The sequence below is a fragment of the Prevotella sp. oral taxon 317 str. F0108 genome (assembly GCF_000162415.1).
Lineage (GTDB): Bacteria > Bacteroidota > Bacteroidia > Bacteroidales > Bacteroidaceae > Prevotella > Prevotella conceptionensis.
The window spans coordinates 101,771-103,506 of the sequence record NZ_GG740075.1 but is presented as its reverse complement, the minus strand read 5'-3'; the positions used below and the strand labels follow the sequence as shown (position 1 = coordinate 103,506).

At 42.3% G+C, this 1,736-nt stretch carries 3 protein-coding genes; all 3 read right to left on the bottom strand.

Features of this window, described 5'->3' with window-relative positions; translation table 11 throughout:
* The coding region (locus tag HMPREF0670_RS11835; protein ID WP_083786854.1) for a PoNe immunity protein domain-containing protein at nucleotides 1-376 on the bottom strand (376 nt) is incomplete at its 3' end.
* A gap of 19 nt (nucleotides 377-395) precedes the next feature.
* Nucleotides 396-698, bottom strand: a complete 303-nt coding sequence (locus tag HMPREF0670_RS11830) for a tail tape measure protein (protein WP_232213918.1) — start codon at nucleotides 696-698, stop codon at nucleotides 396-398.
* A gap of 60 nt (nucleotides 699-758) precedes the next feature.
* The gene (locus HMPREF0670_RS11825) at nucleotides 759-1,508 is read right to left on the bottom strand and encodes a PoNe immunity protein domain-containing protein (RefSeq protein ID WP_009231389.1); all 750 of its coding nucleotides are present in this window, start codon (nucleotides 1,506-1,508) and stop codon (nucleotides 759-761) included.
* Between the last annotated feature and the right edge of the window lie 228 nt (nucleotides 1,509-1,736).

Genomic DNA, 1,736 nt, shown 5'->3' with positions numbered 1-1,736 from the left:
GCATGAAGTTTTCGTCAGGAATGTTTAGGAGAATGCCCAGTGAAACACGATTTAAAATGTCAAAATAGATAGGGTTGTCATCGTTAAAGCCTACGATAAAATAATTCAATGATTCGACATAAATACGTTGAAGCTCTTTTAGTCCACCATCCATTGAATATCTTATTTGGATGACATCAATGCTATCGTGGCCAACAGCGCGACAAAAGAACAATTCACTTTCCTGCTCTGTTGTTAGATATGCTTTATACCTGTCGATCTCAGCTAGTCTAATCTTCAAAACCTTTTCAAAATCCTTTCTTTTCTTCAATTTGTCCCTAATGGGTTTTTCCTGTTCTTTCTTTGAACTTCCAAAAATCGCATCAAATAATCCCATAATTCGCTTGACATTTAAGTTAGAAAATACTATCCACCAATGCAGAACCGCCCTTGCTACAAACGTATGCACCGATGAGACCAACTATCACTGCGCCAACGAGTGTACCCACGCCAGGACAAACGGCCGTGCCGATAATTGCACCAATTTCGGCACCGGCCCATGCACCGGCCAAGCCACCAACGGCCGCACCCGTGGCCTGTTGTGTCTTGTCGCCAAACTCCCCTTCCTCTTGGTAGGCCTCGTTGATGCGATATGCGTCCCAAGCAATGCCCACCACGATTAGGGATCTGCCTGCAACCTTGCCCACAGTTCTAAGCACTGGGGAATTTTCTATGTATTGCGTGCCTTTCCACAAGGCATCGTTAGCTTTCGCGGCAGCCTATTCTTCCTTGTCCTCTTCCCAATGCACCATGTCGTATGGATAGTAAGGATTGTCTTTTAGGTCGGTGTCGTCTATGTGCATTATCTTGGCCACGGCGGCCACTTCCCATGCCCAGTAGCCAGTGTAGCCATTTGAACGTAGATGAGTATTATGCCAAGGGGCATTCTTGTTGAGATCATACCATTTATCTAGATACTCGTTCAGTGCTTTCTTAGTTTTCTCTTTCTCTGTGGTTTGTGTAACCTTGTACAGTCCCATGTATATGCAAGGAAAAGCTAATGCCTGAGCATACGATTTTCTTTCATTATCTTCTAAGTGTGAATTTAACATGAACCATAATAACATGTCGGCAGTCCAATCATTGGGGTTCGTCTCTTCATCTACACGTTTTACGTATTCTACAAGTAGTTGAAATTTCTCATTAGGTATTTTCAACAAAATACCTAAGGCCACGCGATTTAGTATTTCAAAATAGATGGGATCATTAATATCGCACCCATGACGGAAATCATCTAATGAATTCAAATAGTCAGTCTGTAATTCTTTTATACAGCCCCCCATTGAATACTTTATCTCTATGTTATAATATGCATTTTGTGCCAATGACCAATACAAAAAAGTTCGATCGACTTGATTGTTATTATTCTCTACAGATTCGATAAGAGCTTGTTCGGTTATTACTTTACTCTGTAAATTACGTTCTAGCTGCCTTTCAAAATATTTATGATCCTTTACCTTATCTCTCATGTGCCATTTTTGCATATTGCTTGAACTTCCAAATATTGCATCAAATAGTCCCATAATTACGCTTGACATTTAAGTTAGAAAATACTATCCACCAATGCTGAACCGCCCCTGCTACAAAGGAATGCACCGATGAGACCGACTACCACTGCGCCTACGAGTGTACCCACGCCAGGACAAACGGCCGTGCCGACAATTGCGCCAATTTCGGCACCGGCCCATGCACCGGCT